Source organism: Virgibacillus sp. FSP13 (assembly GCF_054048505.1).
Genome location: NZ_JBSVKG010000024.1, coordinates 1 through 17,103, shown reverse-complemented (window position 1 = coordinate 17,103; position 17,103 = coordinate 1). Strand labels below are relative to the sequence as shown.

The 17,103-nt window shown below is 39.2% G+C and carries 16 protein-coding genes; 12 read left to right on the top strand and 4 right to left on the bottom strand.

The window, feature by feature from the left end; translation table 11 throughout:
* Positions 1 to 140: 140 nt before the first annotated feature.
* Both ACW2QC_RS16435 and pepT read right to left on the bottom strand, forming a co-directional pair.
* Positions 141 to 1,142 carry a D-alanyl-D-alanine carboxypeptidase family protein gene (locus ACW2QC_RS16435; protein WP_457545031.1) on the bottom strand — a complete coding sequence of 334 codons (1,002 nt, stop codon included), beginning with the start codon at positions 1,140 to 1,142 and terminating at the stop codon, positions 141 to 143.
* A gap of 213 nt (positions 1,143 to 1,355) precedes the next feature.
* Positions 1,356 to 2,582 (bottom strand): peptidase T, encoded by a 1,227-nt coding sequence (pepT, locus tag ACW2QC_RS16430; protein ID WP_457545030.1) that lies wholly within the window; start codon positions 2,580 to 2,582, stop codon positions 1,356 to 1,358.
* Between the two features lie 250 nt (positions 2,583 to 2,832).
* On the opposite strand from pepT, the gene ACW2QC_RS16425 reads away from it, so the two are divergent.
* Genes ACW2QC_RS16425 through ACW2QC_RS16415 form a run of 3 tightly spaced genes read left to right on the top strand, consistent with a single transcriptional unit; the run spans position 2,833 to position 4,786 of the window.
* Complete coding sequence (locus ACW2QC_RS16425) at positions 2,833 to 3,327, top strand: N-acetyltransferase family protein (protein ID WP_457545029.1); 495 nt, start codon at positions 2,833 to 2,835, stop codon at positions 3,325 to 3,327.
* Between the two features lie 26 nt (positions 3,328 to 3,353).
* Positions 3,354 to 4,196: a sulfurtransferase gene (locus tag ACW2QC_RS16420; RefSeq protein WP_457545028.1), complete on the top strand. Its 843-nt coding sequence runs from the start codon at positions 3,354 to 3,356 to the stop codon at positions 4,194 to 4,196.
* A gap of 23 nt (positions 4,197 to 4,219) precedes the next feature.
* The gene (locus ACW2QC_RS16415) at positions 4,220 to 4,786 is read left to right on the top strand and encodes a DNA-3-methyladenine glycosylase I (protein WP_457545027.1); all 567 of its coding nucleotides are present in this window, start codon (positions 4,220 to 4,222) and stop codon (positions 4,784 to 4,786) included.
* Positions 4,787 to 4,889: 103 nt separating this feature from the next.
* Here ACW2QC_RS16415 and ACW2QC_RS16410 read toward each other — a convergent pair whose 3' ends face one another.
* Entirely contained in the window at positions 4,890 to 6,641 is a 1,752-nt protein-coding gene (locus ACW2QC_RS16410) for a methyl-accepting chemotaxis protein (RefSeq protein ID WP_457545026.1), read from the bottom strand.
* Between the two features lie 178 nt (positions 6,642 to 6,819).
* Between ACW2QC_RS16410 and ACW2QC_RS16405 the strand changes: the two genes are divergently transcribed.
* Positions 6,820 to 7,344 carry a GNAT family N-acetyltransferase gene (locus ACW2QC_RS16405; protein ID WP_457545025.1) on the top strand — a complete coding sequence of 175 codons (525 nt, stop codon included), beginning with the start codon at positions 6,820 to 6,822 and terminating at the stop codon, positions 7,342 to 7,344.
* A 92-nt stretch (positions 7,345 to 7,436) separates the two neighbouring features.
* Here the strand turns inward: ACW2QC_RS16405 and ACW2QC_RS16400 are convergent, their stop codons facing one another.
* Complete coding sequence (locus tag ACW2QC_RS16400) at positions 7,437 to 8,879, bottom strand: amidase family protein (RefSeq protein ID WP_457545024.1); 1,443 nt, start codon at positions 8,877 to 8,879, stop codon at positions 7,437 to 7,439.
* A 217-nt stretch (positions 8,880 to 9,096) separates the two neighbouring features.
* Between ACW2QC_RS16400 and ACW2QC_RS16395 the strand changes: the two genes are divergently transcribed.
* The 8 genes from ACW2QC_RS16395 (at position 9,097) to rsgA (ending at position 17,007) form a co-directional block, all read left to right on the top strand.
* Positions 9,097 to 9,363, top strand: coding sequence for a hypothetical protein (locus tag ACW2QC_RS16395; RefSeq protein ID WP_457545023.1), 267 nt, complete (start codon positions 9,097 to 9,099; stop codon positions 9,361 to 9,363).
* Between the two features lie 358 nt (positions 9,364 to 9,721).
* On the top strand, positions 9,722 to 9,856 hold the full coding sequence (locus ACW2QC_RS16390) for an RAxF-45 family protein (protein ID WP_457545022.1): 135 nt from the start codon (positions 9,722 to 9,724) through the stop codon (positions 9,854 to 9,856).
* Between the two features lie 114 nt (positions 9,857 to 9,970).
* Positions 9,971 to 11,596: a ribosomal protection-like ABC-F family protein gene (abc-f, locus tag ACW2QC_RS16385; RefSeq protein WP_457545021.1), complete on the top strand. Its 1,626-nt coding sequence runs from the start codon at positions 9,971 to 9,973 to the stop codon at positions 11,594 to 11,596.
* Positions 11,597 to 11,745: 149 nt separating this feature from the next.
* Positions 11,746 to 12,570: an aldo/keto reductase gene (locus ACW2QC_RS16380; protein ID WP_457545020.1), complete on the top strand. Its 825-nt coding sequence runs from the start codon at positions 11,746 to 11,748 to the stop codon at positions 12,568 to 12,570.
* A 258-nt stretch (positions 12,571 to 12,828) separates the two neighbouring features.
* Positions 12,829 to 13,314 carry a Cys-tRNA(Pro) deacylase gene (gene ybaK / locus ACW2QC_RS16375; RefSeq protein ID WP_457545019.1) on the top strand — a complete coding sequence of 162 codons (486 nt, stop codon included), beginning with the start codon at positions 12,829 to 12,831 and terminating at the stop codon, positions 13,312 to 13,314.
* Between the two features lie 630 nt (positions 13,315 to 13,944).
* Entirely contained in the window at positions 13,945 to 14,769 is an 825-nt protein-coding gene (locus tag ACW2QC_RS16370) for an aldo/keto reductase (RefSeq protein ID WP_457545018.1), read from the top strand.
* Positions 14,770 to 14,885: 116 nt separating this feature from the next.
* Positions 14,886 to 15,761, top strand: coding sequence for a GNAT family N-acetyltransferase (locus tag ACW2QC_RS16365; protein WP_457545017.1), 876 nt, complete (start codon positions 14,886 to 14,888; stop codon positions 15,759 to 15,761).
* Positions 15,762 to 15,945: 184 nt separating this feature from the next.
* The gene (gene rsgA, locus ACW2QC_RS16360; protein WP_457545016.1) at positions 15,946 to 17,007 is read left to right on the top strand and encodes a ribosome small subunit-dependent GTPase A; all 1,062 of its coding nucleotides are present in this window, start codon (positions 15,946 to 15,948) and stop codon (positions 17,005 to 17,007) included.
* The last annotated feature ends 96 nt before the right edge of the window (positions 17,008 to 17,103 follow it).

The window sequence follows — 17,103 nt, the reverse complement described above, 5'->3', positions numbered from 1 at the left end:
GCAGTTACATAAAACAACCAAAAACAATCAATTTCATTCAAAAACATTTACATCAGCACGTATGATTAAAGTTATTACGGCTTCCCTCTAAGGAAATAAAAAAGTCCTGCACCCAAACGGATGCAGGACCTTTTCCTGTTTTACACTGCGCCTAAGTACTCCTCAAGCGTGATCTGTTTTTCATAAATAACTGTTGCGGCATCTTTCCCTACGTAGCGTAAATGCCATGGTTCATATTGATATTCAGTGATTGCTTCTTTGTCTTCTGGGTATCGGATGATAAATCCGAATCTGTGTGCGTTGTCTTTGACCCATTTTCCTTCATCGGTGTCACCAAATTCAATCGTTAACTGATAGTCTATGTCAGGGCTTGTAATGTCCATTGTCAGTCCGGATTGATGCTCACTTTCACCAGGTCGTGCACTATATTTGTTTGCTGCTTCCATACCATCTTTTGCAGCATAGGCATCAAACAAGTTCTGCTGTCTGTCATATGAACGATAGCCTGATTGCGCAAATAAATCTATTCCAGCTTTATCACCAGCAGCAAACATTTTCTCAAGTGCACCAGCTGCTTCTTTGCGCATATATTTTTTGGGTATATCCTCTGTGAACGGAAAGCGGACATTTGGAATAACAAGATCTTCCGGTTCAAAATTAGCTGGTAATGCGTGATGTTTATTCACCAGGACAAGCGTATCTTTCGGATTTGTTACCGTAATGGTTTCAGCTTTGCTGGCTGTCACATCCTCTTTTGTGAATCCATTCCCGGGTTCTATCTTAAATGTTCCATCCAATGCTTTCTTTAGCCATTTTTTTGTGTCCTGATCATAAATGCCAGTCGCGGCGAGTTTAACTTGCTGTGATTGAAAGTCTTTGATTGCTAGTTTTGTTTCAGAATCGAACGTGTTGCTTTCAGTGATTGTGTAGCCAATTTTAGCGAGTATGCTGTTTAATTGTTTTACATCCTCACCCTTCGAACCTTCTTTTAATTGAGGATCTGGCAGTACTAATTCTGTGTTCTTTGTACCGTCGTTATCCTTTTTTTCACTCTGGTCTAATTGTTGTTCATTTGTACATGCTGTTAGAATGAAAATACCCATGATCACCATGATGAAGACGGGCAGCGACTTTTTAACCATCTGAATAAAATCTCCCTTTTTCGTGCTAAATTTACCGTCTACTATTATAGCACGAGGATGGAGGAAACGTTATGAGTAATTTTTCACAAAAAACCCTTTTCGTAAAGTTTGTCGCTTTATAATTTCGTAGTTGAAATAAAATCAGCGGTAATTACCGCTACGGAAATACACTTCGCTTTCCGGGGGCGGCTGGAGAGCCTGACAGCAAATAGCTTAACCCCGTTCTTCAAACAATCTGCAAATCTCTACAATTACATTTGTCGCTTTTTCCATATTGTCAACGGAGACATATTCGAATTTACCATGGAAGTTTTCACCGGCAGCGAAAATGTTAGGTGTTGGTAGTCCCTTGTAGGATAGCTGGGATCCATCCGTACCACCGCGAATCGGTTGAACGATTGGTTTAATATCTAGATTTTCCATTGCCTGATATGCGATATCAACAATTTCTTTTACCGGTTTTATTTTCTCACCCATATTGTAGTATTGATCCTTCATGGCCAATTTCACTGTATTTTCTCCGTATTTGTCCTTCATTGCTTGTACATTCGCTTCCATTGTTTCTTTTCGTTTGGCAAAATTGTCTTTGTCGAAATCGCGAATAATATAGGAGACATTGGTATTTTCTACATCACCATTTACCGAAATTAGATGGTAAAATCCTTCATATTTTTCCGTTTGCTCTGGTGTTTCTGCTTCTGGGAATTTGGTGATAAATTCAGCTGCCAAACGTCCTGCGTTAATCATTTTGTTTTTTGCTGTTCCGGGATGTACGCTGTTTCCTTTAAAAGTAACTTTCGCTGCAGCAGCATTAAAGCTTTCATATTGCAGTTCACCAAGGGGACCGCCGTCCATTGTATAGGCAAAAGAAGCATTGAATCGGTCCACATCGAATTTATGTGGTCCGCGGCCAATTTCTTCATCTGGTGTAAAAGCAATACGGATTTTTCCATGTTTTATTTCTGGATGGTTAATTAGATATGCCATTGCCGTCATAATTTCAGTGACACCAGCTTTGTCATCCGCTCCAAGTAATGTTGTTCCATCAGTTGTAATTAATGTATGCCCTTTATAACTAGGCAGTTCCGGGAAGTCTTTAGCTGATAACGTAACATCCTTGTTAAGCGCGATATCGTTTCCATCAAAGTTTTCGATGATTTGTGGATTGACATTTTTTCCGGTAAAGTCTGTTGCTGTATCTACATGGGCAAGGAACCCAATCGTTGGAATATCTTTTTCCGAATTGGCAGGTAGCGTCGCCATCAAATACCCATTATCATCGATCGTTACATCGGACATACCAATTTGCTTCAACTCATCGGCAAGCATGTTTAAAAGATCCCACTGGCCGGGGGTTGATGGGGTTGTTTCACTATCCTCGTTTGACTGTGTATCCACTTTAACATATGTAGTGAACCGTTTGATTAGTTCGTCTTTCATTTTCAGTCATCTCCTTTTTCTGAAGGCTGTTCAAAAAGCCACCAAATGAAAGCGATGAATTTCTTGGTTGGTTTGTTTCTTCGCTGCTGAATCCCGCATCACTTCGATGTTCTTTCTTCTAATTTGGAGTTTTTTGAACACTTTTCCTAAAATAAGCATATCACAAGGTAGATTATTTTTTGTAATGAAAAGGTATCAGCATCACGTTTGTCGAACTGTTTTTTAGGTAGGGAAGGTGAGGTGGAAAGCGATGATCAGAGAAGTTAAGGAACATGACAAAGAAGCATTACTGCAATTGATCAAACAGGTGGATAGTGAAAGTAAGTATATGCTACATGACGCAAATGAACGAAAAACAACGGAGGAATCGCTGAAGAAAATGATCGCAACTTTCACTAATGAGCACAATTCAATAATTTTAGTCGCCGAAGAATCGGATAAATTGGTTGGCTACTTTTTAGTTGTTGGTGGTAAGGTGAATCGGACAAGACATAGTGCCTATTTGGTTATCGGAATTCTTAGGGAACAACGCGGGAAAGGAATTGGTACAGCCTTTTTTACAAAGGCAGAGAAATGGGCACGGGAGCACGGACTGCATCGTCTAGAGCTAACGGTTGTTATCGAAAATGACGCAGCGATTCGCCTATATAAAAAAGCTGGGTTTGTGATAGAAGGTGTGAAAAAACATTCCTTATGTATTGAAGGAGTTTTCAAGGATGAATATTACATGGCTAAATTGTTATGATGGAAATAAGAAATGGAGGGATTTTCATGTCAGTTTTGGTATCTTCTGATTGGTTGGTAAAACGCTTGAAGAATCATCCGGAAAGTACAGTAATTATTGATGTCCGATTTTCCCTGACTGATCCGAAAGCAGGGAAAACAGCATATGAAAAATCTCATATCCCTGGTGCGGTTTACTTGGATTTGAACAAAAATCTATCAGGACCTGTGAAAGAGCATGGGGGCAACCATCCATTGCCTGATATGAACGACTTTGCGGAAAAAATGGGTGAGATCGGCATTGACAATGAAACAGCTGTTGTCATTTACGATCAGGATAACGACATGTTTTCAGCAAGATTATGGTGGCTACTTCAGTATGCCGGTCATGAACAGTCACATATTTTAGACGGCGGCTTAACAGGTTGGGTGCGACAAGGCCATGTAACGACGAATAAGATCCCAGTCCCATCGGTGAAACAATTTAAACCATCCGTACTTACAAATGAAGTTGTTCATATCGATGGTGTAAAGGAAAAGCTGAAAAGTGAGTCAGCTATCTTGCTGGATTCGCGTGCAAACGATCGGTACTTAGGTAAGACGGAACCATTATATGCAAAAGCTGGTCACATACCTGGGGCAAAAAACTACTTTTGGAAAGATGTACTTGATGAAAACGGATTGTGGAAGAAGGACAAGGAGCTAGCTTCTCATTTTGCGGCACTTTCCAAAGATGATGAGATCATTGTCTCTTGTGGGTCTGGTGTGTCAGCCTGTCCCAACGTATTAGCGTTAAAATTGGCTGGTTATGAAAATGTGAAACTATATCCTGGGAGTTTCAGTGATTGGATATCCTATGAAGAAAACGAAGTAGAAAAGGATGCTGAGTAAACATAGAATGGGGAATACAAACAATGAAGAAGCGTTGTGAATGGGCAACATCAGATCAAATTTATATTGATTATCACGATGATGAATGGGGAAGGCCAACCCATGATGATCGGGAATTGTTTGAAATGCTTTGTTTAGAAGGGGCACAGGCAGGATTAAGCTGGATTACGATTTTAAAAAGACGGGAAAATTATCGTGTCGCCTTTGATAATTTTGACCCGAGAGTTGTAAGTGCATATGATGAAAGTAAAATAAATGGGTTACTCCAGGATGAAGGAATAATCCGGAACAAACGGAAAGTCCATTCAGTTATAACAAATGCACAAGCTTTTTTGCAGGTGCAGGAGGAGTTTGGCACGTTTGATTCTTATATATGGCAGTTTGTTGGTGGTAAGCCTATTTTAAATGACTTGGCTACACATGCTGAAGTTCCTGCTGCGACTAAGGAATCAGAACAAATGAGCAAGGATTTGAAAAAGCGTGGATTTAAATTCATTGGACCGACCATTTGTTATGCATTCATGCAGGCTACTGGAATGGTGAATGATCATACGATGGACTGCTTTTTGTATCATGGGAAGAATAAATAGGAAAACAGCTACTTCATTGAGAAGTAGCTGTTTTCCTATTGAAAGTTTTATAAAAGATTGTTGTGGACAGCTAGCAATAATCTATGCGAAAGCAGCCTTCTATTTACAGTTTAAATACTCTTAATTCATCATGAAGCTGTTCTGCTAGTTTAGCTAGCTCATCAGCGCTGCTTGAAACTTCCTCCATTGAACTGGATGTTTGTTGTGCAGATGCTGCTGCTTGTTCAACACCAGCTGCTGATTCCTCTGAAACAGAAGCAATATCCCCGATTAGATTGTTCATATCGTTACTGTTTTCCGCAATATCTTTTAGGTTGGTTGAAATTTCAGAGATTTTATGAACCATATCGGACACGGATTCATTGATTGTTTCAAAACTTTTACCGGTGGCCTCAATTTGGCCAGTTCCTTCCTTAACCTCGTTATATCCTGTGTTTAAAGAATTGACAACGTTATCTGTCTCTGTTTGGATATTTGTGACAATCCCTGTGATTTCTGTAACGGAATCTGTTACCTGTTCGGCAAGTTTTCTTACTTCATCGGCAACAACTGCGAATCCTTTCCCATGTTCACCTGCTCTAGCAGCTTCAATTGCTGCATTCAGTGATAAAAGATTCGTTTGATCAGCAATATCTTTAATAACAAGGACCAATTTGGAAATTTGATCGGATTGTTTGTCCAATCCCTGTACTTTATCAACTGCTTCCGTAACAATCGTGTCAATTCGCTTCATTTGATCAACAGATTTTTTCATCATGTTTGCACCTTCTGTTGTTAGTGCAAGGACATTGTCTGAATTTGTAGCAATCTCTTGCCCATTTTGTTCCGAAATACGCACTTTCTGTACAAAGTCATTCATGTTCTCTGACAGATCTGATGCACTGTTTGCTTGTGTTTCCGCACCGGATGATATTTCTTGCATCGTTGTAGCAATTTGCTCATTTCCTTCTTTTACTTCGTTGGATGATTGCGTCAATTCTTCACTTCTAGATGAAACAGATTCAGAAGCGGATGATACCTTAACTAGAATGTTACGGATGTTATCTTTCATTTGATTCACTGCATTGGATAATTGCCCAATTTCATCCTTGCCATGATAATCCATTGATTCAATTAACAAATTTCCATTTGCTACTTGTGATGTGATACCGACAACCTTCTTTAAATTACCTGTTATCCTTCTACTGATAACAATCATCAAAAGAATCCCGACTCCTATTGCTAATGCGATTGCTATAGCAAGTGTTACAATACTGTAGGTCATATTGGATTTTGCACTATGAACAGCCTTTGTTTGTGACTGATTCACAATTTCCATTAATTCGCCCATTCGTTCTGTGTTCTTCATCCTCAACGTGCTTGATTGATCCCTTAGTGATTGTGTCATGTACTCCTGACCAGAATCAATGGACGCAGTCAAATCGTTTAGAAACATATCATTAATCTTTTGATCCGCTTTTTGAATCTCAGCAAACAGCTCTTTTTGTTTCTCTGTATCCATTTTGGGCTCAATCTTACTCTCTAGCGTATTAAATTGTTTTTGGTACTTTTTGAATTCATTGACGTATTTTTCGTTACCAGTAATAATAAAGTCCGCAATTTGTACATCTTTTGCTTGGATAAGTTCAGCCATTTTGGACATGTCATTCGTGCGTGCACTTCTTCTTTCTATGGCATCAATATCTTGCTGTCCTTTATATAACTGTAAATATACGATACCACCGGCAATTAAAAACAGGACCGCTGTCAGCAAAAAAACAGTCACATATTTCTTGCCAATCGTCATATTATGCCAATTACGTACCTTTTCAGTCTTTTTAGTTGCCTTTGGTTTCTTTACCTTATTTTTCTTCATACAATCCCCCCAAAAACACATTTTTTTATTATATCGGCATACTTCGTCTAAGTATTAAGTACTATTTTTATTTTCGGAAACATAATTTTCTAACACTTGAAATCAAAGCAATTATTCTAGTAGAATAGCAAATTGTGTGCATTGAAACGGAATGAATTTAAGTTGGCAGGTGAGATAAATGACTTATTCGGCCTTTTTGGAAAAGGAAAAAGATAAAACGGAAATAAAAGAAGAATTGGATACACTAGAAGTACAATTAGCAAGGATGCAAAACAATATGAAACAAATTGCTAAAAAGTCAGAAGTTATTAGCATTGATCGGGCTAGAGATGAGCAATTGGTCGTGATTTATGCAGATAAAAAGGAAGATACTTTTCAATTGATGTTACATGACTGTAACTCCTCCTATCGTGGTAAGTGGCATTCCGCAATTCAGGTTGAGTTTAAAGGAGACGATACGCTGCATATTGCGGATATAAAAGGGGAGCAAAATAAAGGATACGGATCTGTCCTGATGAAGCATCTTAAAGAGATGGCCCGTGACGAAAATGTCCAATATATAACAGGGGACATTGTAAAGCGAGACTTCGACCATGTTAACCGACTAGAGTATTTCTACAGCAAGCACAATTTTGACGTACAGATCAACCACGATGAGCAGAAAGGTGCGATTGTTTGGGACTGGGACATGGGGACAGGTTAAGTGTCCCACCCGTCTTCCCATGTCCCGCCTCAAAACTCAACTGGGACACCTAACCTGTCCCCATGTCCCGTAGACCACAGTTTTAAAGTTTATCATCTCAATATAGGCGCTTTCCTATGTTTCGTTGCTTGTTCATACGCATAGGCTAATTCTATCAGTTGCGACTCCGAAAACGCGTGACCTGTAAACGTTATTCCTACTGGCCTGCCACCTGTTGTATAACCGGCTGGAATGGTGATGGAAGGGTAACCTGCTCTTGCTGCAATATCACAGCCACCATGATTGATAAAGAGTAATGCATCCAGATTATGCTCCGTTATGACCTTATCAATTCCTTCATCCTGGGATAGTCTAAGATCCGATAACCTGTCTATAATATATTGTTCCTCTGTCAGCAATCCACTTTTTGCCTCGGATTCTAGTAATACGGTTTGGCCGTATTTTAGCGCTTCCTTAGCATGTGTGTAATTATAATGAATCACGTCTGTTAGAGAGTGAACAGGGACATTTGACGATAGATCCGCCAAATATGCGTTTAATCCATTTTTAAACTCGTGGAACATGACACTTGACTGTGGAAGGTCAACCGGAAGTTTAATAGAATCATCGATTACTGCGCCTAATTTTTTCATTTTCGCTAATGCGTTATTAAAAATAGCTATTTCATCATCGGTGAAGTGCTTAAGATGTTGCTGTGACACGCCAATACGTTTGGATTTTAGCCCGCTCTCATTTAGAAACGGTGTGTAATCCGTAACGATCTCCTTACTTATTTCTGTTGCTGGATCATTTGCATCAACTCCTGCTAGTGCACCAAGCAAAATGGCTGCATCTTCTACTGTTCGTGTCATTGGACCAGCTGTGTCTTGGCTATTTGCAATTGGGATGATACCAGTGCGGCTAACTAACCCAACTGTAGGTTTAATTCCAACCAATGAATTACTGCTTGCCGGACTTATAATTGATCCACTTGTCTCCGTACCGATTGCTCCGGCAGAAAAATTTGCAGCGATTGCGGCGCCAGATCCGGAACTAGATCCACCCACATCAAATTTCCCAGGCCCATAAGGATTTAACACTTGCCCACCTATGGAGCTAAATCCGTTAGGCATGTTCGCTGCCATAAAATTTGCCCATTCGGTTAAATTGGTTTTCCCTAGCAGTACTGCCCCTGCTTCTCGAAGCCTTTTCGTGATAAAAGCATCCCCAGTGGCATAATGGTTTGCAAGTGCAAGTGATCCTGCAGTAGTATGCGTCTTATCACCCGTACTGATATTGTCTTTCAATAAAATCGGGATTCCATGAAGTGGTCCGCGAATGTTGCCTTTTTCCCTTTCCGTATCAAGTGCTTCGGCGATATGCAATGCATCAGGGTTAATCTCAAGAACGGCATTTATTTTTTGGCTGGTGTTATTGTATTTGGCGATTTGCTCTAGGTACATTATGGTCAGTTGTTTTGACGTCAGTTTGCCGGATTCCATGGCCTGTTGCATGTCGCTAATGGTTGCTTCGTTTAGTATGAATTGGAATGACATAGTTTCTCCTCCGAAAAAAATATTTTGTTATATTGATATATTCTAATTATAATGATGTTTTTCCTTCATAAAAAACGGAAATATAATTCGTCGTTGTATGGGAATTGATATTTTTGATGAAAAAGCACCTCAAATGCAATTTTTATAGCCATTCAGTAAATTGCAAATAACTTATTATCGAAGTAAACTGATAATAACAAGGAGAGAGGTTCCTACAATGAAGAATATAAAGACCGCTAATGAACTATTTTCTGAACTTAACAAAATGGATAGAGAAAATTCCATTTTACAGTTCTTAGTACCTGAGAAAGGAAAGTTTACCCTGGTTTATCAGAACGATGATAGCTCTTTACAAGACGAAATCGAAAATGATGGAGATTTAAAGAAGATGATCCACGAAAGTCTTGAGGCCTATGAGAGAGGTGATGCTCAAACAACTTCTGATTTATTAAAGTCCTTATCAAAAGAGGATTTTCAAAAATGAAGGTAATTTGGCCATCGCCTGTGAAAAATAAGTTATTATCGTTTAGATCGAGACGTTTCACATCGGAATTATATTAGAGAAAGCACTTTTTAATTTAATGATCAGTAGGAGATTTGTAGTTGAAAAGGTAAATATAAGGGTGCGTTTAGAGTAGTTCTTAACAAATTTAAAATTTATTACAAGCGTATTGGAAATGATTTAGTTATTATCGCCGTTAAATTCCCTGGTGAAAGCTAATTACGTTTTGGTACATTAACTATCCATTTGTCTCCACACTAATCTAAGTTTACTTCTAGCCATTGACTTCGTGAAATTTTTCTAATAAACTAATTATAATTCAAAAAAGGAGGTGGATAAGATGATTCATACTGGTAGCGGCATAACCAAGTTCAAAGAATACCTTTGGATGCGTTATGCAATTTTTTCCGATATTTCCATTCAAGGGACAAGTGTGTACTTTTTTAATAGAAATATATGGAAAAAATACCAGTAAGAGACATCTATCCACGAACGGAATTGCTAAAAAGACGGTGGAGTTGTTTGCTCTGTCGTCTTTTTTTTCGAGTTTTTAAAAGGGTAAGATCTCTTCAATACGGAGGAAGAGAAGATGATTGTTTCAAGCTTACAGAACGTAACACAGACATTTGGTGCGAATATGATTTTTAGTGATTTAACATGTGAAATAAACCAAGGGGATCGAATCGGTTTAATTGGAAGAAATGGAGAAGGTAAAACAACATTACTTGATTTGCTGGCACGGAAGACTGAGCCGGCAGTAGGGACTATTACTTGGAAAAAGGGATTAAAGGTCGGACTTTTAGAACAATCCCCAGAGGTAGATCCAGTGGAGAAAGTCGAGGCAATTCTGTATGATGTTTTTTCATCTACTAATGAAGTAAAAAGGAAAATGGTAGATTTAGTACAATCCATGTCGCACGAAACAGACCCAGATAAACTAGAACGTATTATTGAAAAATATGGAATTATGCAGGAAAAGTTCCAAGAAGATGGAGGGTATGAAATTGATTCTCGGATAAGACGGATCATGAGTGGGTTGCAACTAACCGATTTAGCTGAAAAGAAATGGCAACAATTAAGTGGCGGTGAACGTACAAAGGTTGGGCTAGCCAAACTGTTATTAACAGAGCCCGATTTACTTCTACTTGATGAACCAACCAATCATTTGGATCTACCAGCGATTGAATGGCTGACGGATTTTATCAAGCAATATGCGGGAACAGTCATGATCGTCTCGCATGACCGATATTTCTTAGATGAGACCGTAACATCCATTTTCGAAATGGATCAAGGCGAGCTGATTCGTTATTCGACCAACTACACGGATTATGTAAAGGAACGTGAGACTCGATTATTACGGGAATTTCAACAATATCAGGATCAACAAAAGAAAATAAAAAAGATGAAAGACACGATTAAAAAGCTGAAAGAGTGGGCCAATCAAGCAAATCCGCCTAATGATGGGCTTCATCGCCGAGCAAAAAGTATGGAGAAAGCACTCGCTCGGATGGAAATCATGAGAAGACCAATATTAGAACAGAGAAAAATTGATCTTGATTTTCAGATGGATAAACGCAGTGGTAAAGATGTGTTTGTTATGGAAAATGTATCGAAGGGATTCGATGAAAAGGAACTGTTTTCCAGAGTTAATATGCATGTGCGTTTTCAGGAGCGGATTGCGATTGTAGGTGAGAATGGAAGCGGAAAGTCAACTATACTGAAGATGATTTTAGGAATGGAGAAGGCTGATGAGGGGATGATAGAATCAGGCAGCAATTTATCAGTTGGATTCCTCTCCCAGCATATGCTTGAGTTGAATGGTGAGCGGTCAATATTGGACGAATTCCGGGATCAGGTCCATGTGACGGAAGGAGAAGCTCGCGGGATACTAGCCAAGTTCCTCTTTTACGGAAAAACAGTATTTCAAAAGGTTAAAAGCTTGAGCGGTGGGGAACAAATGCGGTTACGATTGGCGCAATTAGTTCATCAGAATCACAATCTGCTTATCCTGGATGAACCGACTAACCACTTGGATATTGAATCAAAAGAAGTGCTGGAGGAGGCGCTTACGCAATTTACTGGAACCATCATTGCTGTTTCCCATGATCGCTATTTTTTGAATCAATTGTTTCCGATTACTTATTGGCTGGCTGACAAAAAGTTGACTAGATACGAAGGTAGCTATACGTTTGCCAGAGAAAAACGTAATAACTAAATTGGACCTGTGTTAGTTAGTAATTGTTTTCGCTAATGTTTTCATTTTCAACTTCCTAATCAAGATGTGCTTCTTGTTTTGAACGCTTTTTTCTAATAAAGGGTTATGGTAAACTAAACTACACTACAGCAAGAAAGGAAGTCGATGAAATGCAATACGTTACACTAAACAATGGCTTGAAGATGCCACAATTAGGATTCGGTGTATGGCAAGTACCGGATGAGGAAGCAACACCATCGGTAACTAAAGCACTGGAAGTTGGATTTCGTTCAATTGATACAGCAAAAGTATATGAAAATGAGCTTGGGGTTGGGCGTGCATTGGCAAATAGTGATGTGCCACGAGAAGATCTTTTTATTACAACAAAGGTTTGGAATAGTGATCAAGGATATGAAAATACACTAAAGGCATTTGATACAAGTCTAGAAAAACTAGGATTGGATTATGTGGATCTCTATTTGATTCATTGGCCAACACCTGAATATGATGAATATGTAGAGACATATAAGGCAATGGAAAAGCTATATAAAGATGGTCGTGTGAAAGCAATTGGTGTTTGTAACTTCAATATTGAACATTTACAGCGCTTGTTGGATGAGTGTGAAGTGGTACCAGCTGTAAATCAGGTTGAATGCCACCCATTCTTACAGCAAAAAGAACTGAAAGATTTCTGTGAAAAACATGATATTTACTTAGAAGCATGGAGTCCACTGATGAGCGGAGGAGATGTTTTAAATAGTGCTGAAGTAAAAGCGATTGCAGATCAACACGGTAAAACACCAGCACAAGTTATTATTCGCTGGCACTTGCAATATAACAACATCGTGATTCCGAAATCTGTAACACCATCACGCATTGAGGAAAACTTCGATGTGTTCGATTTCGAATTGAGTGATGGAGATATGCAGAAAATGGCCGAGCTTGACCGTAATCAGCGTAAAGGGCCTGAGCCGAGTGAAATGAATGCACGATAGAAAGTAGAAAAACAGGCGCAAGACGAATCTTGCGCCTGTTTAAATGTTAAATTGGTATCTTCATCTAATGCTTCTTCAAGTTATCAAGTGCCTTCCCCAAGTTAGTCAAACTCTGTATTGCTTGCCGTTTTGACATAAATACACCTCTTAATATAATAAAGGAAAGATGATTTGTGTAATTATAATTAGCTTACTATAGGATAAGATGTGTGCAAATACAGCTCGATATAGATGGTCATCCAAAGGAAGGAATCTAAGATGAAAAAGAAAAGAATCCAGAAAACAAATGTAATGCGGATATTAGATAAAGAAAAGATTACTTATGACGTACATGAATACGCTTGGGATGAAGAACATTTAGATGCGATTTCAGCTGCAGATCGGGCTGATAAGCCACATGAGAAGATTTTCAAAACGCTGGTGACGATTGGTGATAAATCAGGTCCTACTGTTGCCTGTATCCCATCTGAAAGCGAACTGGACTTGAAAGCATTAGCTAAAGTCAGTGGCAATAAAAAAGTTGAAATGTTGCCGATGAAGGAACTGGAAGACACGACAGGTTACATTCGCGGTGGTTGTTCCCCGATTGGAATGAAAAAACATTTTCCAACTTATGTGGCAGCACAGGCTGAATCACTGGATACCATTATCTTCTCTGCCGGAAAAAGAGGAATGCAAGTAGAGCTGAACCCAAATGAGTTACAAAGAGTGACGGACGCGGTGTATGGAAATTTTACTGTGTGAATTGATAAAAACGCAAACAGTTGTAGTACGGTCGGGTCAACTTTTGCATTTCTTAAAAAGCTAGGAAAGTATAAAAATTCAGGCGCAATTAAGTTCATGGCAAGGGTTTTCGGTGGGGGAATGAGTAATCGTAGTCCCGGAGTAGGCCATGTCCAGCTCCAGCGCCCAGCAACTAGCAGATCTTTTCGGTGGGACGAGCATTTAGCGCAGTCTCAAACTTCACACTCCTCTCCTCGAAAAAATTAATTCGCTTTTTCTTCGTGTGTTGTTATTTGAGGGGAGTATTCAATGCACTACGATAAGTCAACATCGGCTTAGATTTGAAGGAAGGCCGACTAAAACCGGCTTGCGCTCAGGCGCCGGCATCCCCCTTTTTTAGTGGCATGTTTCCTTTATCTCATTGCGAGTCATTTTGGTGGGACTAACGGAGTGCAGTCCCAGAGTGCTCCAGTTTGTACGTTGTTACAACGCACAGGACGTGCTAGTGCAGGCGTTGCGACAGGACGTCGCGTTTTTAGCCTGTAAGGGCGCTTGCGCTTTTCTTATTTAGGCAATAATTCAATTTCTTGAAGATGAACCTATTCAACGATAAGCTTAAAGAATAAATAATTGAAGAAAGGAAGTAAGTCCATGCAATACATTACCCTAAACAATGACCTCCGTATGCCGCAGCTAGGTTATGGTGTATGGAAGGTTCCAAATGAAGAAGCGGCACCTTCAGTAAAAAAAGCGTTAGAAACCGGTTATCGTCTGATCGATACTGCAAAAGTCTATGGGAATGAACGTGGTGTTGGAGAAGCATTGGCAAATAGCAATATCTCGCGTGAAGATCTCTTCATTACTACAAAAGTGTGGAATAGTGATCAAGGCTATGAAAATACGCTAAAGGCATTTGATGAAAGTCTTGCGAAACTTGGTCTGGATTATGTGGATCTTTACTTAATTCATTGGCCAACACCAAAATATGATGAATATGTTGAAACATATAAAGCATTAGAAAAGCTTTATAAAGATGAGCGTACTAAGGCGATCGGAGTTTGTAACTTTGATATCGAACACTTAGAGCGGATAATGGATGAATGTGATGTTGTTCCGGCTGTTAATCAAGTAGAATGTCACCCATATTTACAACAGAAGGAATTGAAAGAATTCTGCAGGAAGCACGGTATTCGGGTAGAAGCATACAGTCCGTTAATGAATGGTACTGACGTTTTGCAGGACAGTGTTATCCAAGAGCTGGCCAATCAGTATGGAAAAACACCAGCACAAATTATTCTCCGCTGGCACTTGCAATCTGATGTCGTTGTTATTCCAAAAACAGTAACACCGTCTCGCATGGAAGAAAATTTAAATGTATTTGATTTTAAACTTAGCGAAACGGATATGGAGCAAATTGCTGGGTTAGATCGCAACCTTCGTCATAACTCAGTTCCTAATGAAATGAATAAACGATAGAATAAGAAAACAGATGTGGATAGGCACATCTGTTTTTTTAGTTTTAAGAAGGATTAATTGTATTAATGGCGAATACTGTATGTAGATTGTTTCAAAACTTTAATGGAGAGAGACCAATGAACAAAATTAGTGGAAAAGATATGTCAATTAAGGACGCAGCGAATTTTATAGTGGATTTAAATCGGCAGAGTGAACATCACATTGGGTACTGTGGAACAGATGTAGAGGAGGTTATTGACTTCTTGTCTACCGATCTTACTGATGTTTCCTATGAAAATAGTTTTGTAGGTGTGATTGATGAGGGGAAGATGATTGGTTTACTAGGATTTGATGCTGATCTGGAGGATGCACAAGCAGAGTTATGGGGTCCGTTTGTTGATCCGGAATATGATACGAATATTGCCTTTTGGTTGTGGGATGAGCTGTTAGGCATCATACCACCAGAAATAAAATACGTTAGTATCTTTTCCGATATCGAAAATAATCTCGCAATGGAATTTGCTGAAAGGCTTGATTTTGAACAAAAGAGGGATCAAATTATTCTTCTATTCGAAAGGGATCAATCAGAAAAATTGCCAAAGTATTGGGCTCAAGAATTAACGCAACAAGATCACAGTTCATTCATAGACCTGCATGATAAGATTTTCCCAGATACATATTTTAGCGGCCGTGAAATTATTGACCGGTTAACTGACACACAAAAAGTATTTGTGGTAAAAGATAATGAGCGTTTAGCTGGATATGCCTATGTTGAAGCTAATCCGGAATATGGAGAAGGGTCGATTGAATTCATTGGAGTCGACTCAGTGTATCGAGGAAATAGTTACGGGAAAAACTTATTATCAACAGCTGTTAAGTGGCTTTTTACATTTGATTCCATCAATGAAATTCAACTATGTGTGGCAGCCGATAATGATCAGGCAATCGGTTTGTATCAATCGGCCGGATTTCGCATAGAGCATGAATTACATTATTTTGTTAGAAAGATTTAAATATTTTGGAATAATAACCGATATAGACTGTGTAATAAGAATATTTTATTCATCTATTTTGAAAGGAGTGGTGTTTTATGATGTTAACTTATCAAATCTTTAAAAACCTGAACACACAGATCAAAATGGAGGAATGGTCAGCTTAATGTGGACTTTTCCTCCAATCGTAAGGAGGAAAATGTATTTGAATAGTATTGAAAAACTTGGATGGGGAAGAGATGTCGATGTCTCCGTTCAAGATGTGGAAAAAGGCAAATTAGCACGCGTGATAGCTGTACAGAAAAATAGTTATCGTATTTCTGATGGGGAAATGGAATATTTTGCACATTTGAGTGGAAAATTTTTAAATCAAGCAACTACTGCGCTCGATTTCCCTGCAGTTGGTGATTGGGTTGAGGCGCAGAAATTATTGGATGAACGAAAAGCTGTTATTCAGCGTGTTCTCCCCCGTGAAAGTCAGTTTGTCAGACAAGCTGCAGGATTGAAAACCGAGGGACAAATTGTTTCTGCAAATATGGATCTGGTTTTTATTGTGAATTCACTTAATCATGATTTAAATGTACGCAGAATTGAACGATATATTTTGGCTACCTATGAAAGTGGTGCCTCCCCCGTTGTAGTGCTTACAAAACTAGATGAGTCGACGCCTGAAGATGTGGTACGGATAACTGTTCAAGTGGAAGAAGTTGCGATGGGCGTTCCAATTGTTGCAATAAGCAGTATAACCGGAGAAGGCATGGAAGAATTAATGGAATATTTACCAGCACAAAAGACTGTTGCGCTACTAGGGTCATCCGGTGTTGGGAAATCCACATTAGTGAACAAATTATTCGGTGGTACTGTGCAGGAAACCAATGATATCCGGGAAGCTGATAGTAAAGGTCGTCATACAACTACACATCGGGAAATGTTTATTCTGCCAAACGGAGCATTATTAATCGACACACCCGGAATGCGCGAATTGCAACTGTGGGAAGGAGATTCAGCAATCGAAACGACATTCCAAGATATCGATGCATTGGCGAAGGAATGTCGGTTCACCGATTGTCAACATGATACAGAGCCTGGTTGCCGCGTACAGGAAGCGTTAGAATCCGGGGAATTAGTTAATGAGCGATTTCAAAGTTATTTAAAGCTCCAGCGTGAACTGGCCTTTGAAAAAAGAAAGCGAGATCAAAAAGCCCGGTTAGAGGAAAAGAATAAATGGAAGAAAGTTTCTAAGGAATTAAAAAATAAAACTAGGTAGTGAGCAGCTCCCCACTTGTTGGGGAAGCTGCTACATCAGCCGGAGAACAAAAACATCAGCCGGAGAACAAAAACATCAGCCGGAGAACAAAAACAT

Coding starts and splice junctions, on each gene's coding strand:
- ACW2QC_RS16435 (WP_457545031.1), bottom strand. CDS start 1,142: ATGGTTAAAAAGTCGCTGCCCGTCTTCATCATGGTGATCATGGGTATT.
- pepT (WP_457545030.1), bottom strand. CDS start 2,582: ATGAAAGACGAACTAATCAAACGGTTCACTACATATGTTAAAGTGGAT.
- ACW2QC_RS16425 (WP_457545029.1), top strand. CDS start 2,833: ATGATCAGAGAAGTTAAGGAACATGACAAAGAAGCATTACTGCAATTG.
- ACW2QC_RS16420 (WP_457545028.1), top strand. CDS start 3,354: ATGTCAGTTTTGGTATCTTCTGATTGGTTGGTAAAACGCTTGAAGAAT.
- ACW2QC_RS16415 (WP_457545027.1), top strand. CDS start 4,220: ATGAAGAAGCGTTGTGAATGGGCAACATCAGATCAAATTTATATTGAT.
- ACW2QC_RS16410 (WP_457545026.1), bottom strand. CDS start 6,641: ATGAAGAAAAATAAGGTAAAGAAACCAAAGGCAACTAAAAAGACTGAA.
- ACW2QC_RS16405 (WP_457545025.1), top strand. CDS start 6,820: ATGACTTATTCGGCCTTTTTGGAAAAGGAAAAAGATAAAACGGAAATA.
- ACW2QC_RS16400 (WP_457545024.1), bottom strand. CDS start 8,879: ATGTCATTCCAATTCATACTAAACGAAGCAACCATTAGCGACATGCAA.
- ACW2QC_RS16395 (WP_457545023.1), top strand. CDS start 9,097: ATGAAGAATATAAAGACCGCTAATGAACTATTTTCTGAACTTAACAAA.
- ACW2QC_RS16390 (WP_457545022.1), top strand. CDS start 9,722: ATGATTCATACTGGTAGCGGCATAACCAAGTTCAAAGAATACCTTTGG.
- abc-f (WP_457545021.1), top strand. CDS start 9,971: ATGATTGTTTCAAGCTTACAGAACGTAACACAGACATTTGGTGCGAAT.
- ACW2QC_RS16380 (WP_457545020.1), top strand. CDS start 11,746: ATGCAATACGTTACACTAAACAATGGCTTGAAGATGCCACAATTAGGA.
- ybaK (WP_457545019.1), top strand. CDS start 12,829: ATGAAAAAGAAAAGAATCCAGAAAACAAATGTAATGCGGATATTAGAT.
- ACW2QC_RS16370 (WP_457545018.1), top strand. CDS start 13,945: ATGCAATACATTACCCTAAACAATGACCTCCGTATGCCGCAGCTAGGT.
- ACW2QC_RS16365 (WP_457545017.1), top strand. CDS start 14,886: ATGAACAAAATTAGTGGAAAAGATATGTCAATTAAGGACGCAGCGAAT.